The organism is Pseudomonas avellanae BPIC 631 (assembly GCF_000444135.1).
GTDB classification, from domain to species: Bacteria; Pseudomonadota; Gammaproteobacteria; order Pseudomonadales; family Pseudomonadaceae; genus Aquipseudomonas; species Aquipseudomonas avellanae.
The window spans coordinates 1-620 of sequence record NZ_ATDK01000516.1; the positions used below are offsets into that span (position 1 = coordinate 1).

Annotated in this window: 1 pseudogene; it reads right to left on the minus strand. The window is 46.5% G+C overall.

The features are described 5' to 3' along the window. Positions 1-238, minus strand: a pseudogene (locus DW49_RS1000000133440) (hypothetical protein); the annotation flags it as partial. Between the last annotated feature and the right edge of the window lie 382 nt (positions 239-620).

Sequence of the window (620 nt, forward strand, 5' to 3'; positions counted from 1 at the left end):
TGGCCAAACTGGATCGTGATGCGTTCTTCAATGCTGAGTTCATGATATGACATAGGTTCACCGTACCGGATTGGTCAGGTGTTGCGCTCAGTTTTTGCCGCCGCCCTGCAATGACGCCTCCCTCGGCGACAAATGTTTCTACCGCGGCGATCAAGTCAGAGGCTGTATTTTTTCTTGAAGGCGAACGAGGATGTTTGGTGTTCATGGTATATCCCTTTTTGAACATGGTTATGCACATGGCCTATTCAAAAGAGTGATCAGACTCCGTGAGGGTTTTCAAAAGGCTGGGTGTCGGGTCGGCCCTATACGTATTGCCCTGATCCCTGTGGTTCGCGTGAAACACGAAAGTTTATGTAAGTGCTGAGGCTCACGAATAATACAGGTGCGTTTGTGATGGCATGTTTTATAAGGCTGCGTGTGCTGGACAGCATTAAATAATGAAGTTGCTGTCAAAAAAGTAACGACTGGTAATAAAATTTGCAAGTGAAAAATGGTGTGTTGCAAGAATTGATTGAGAAGCTCTTATAAGGGGCGGCGGCAAAAACTGAGCGCAACACCTGACCAATCCGGTACGGTGAACCTATGTCATATCATGAACTCAGCATTGAAGAACGCATCAC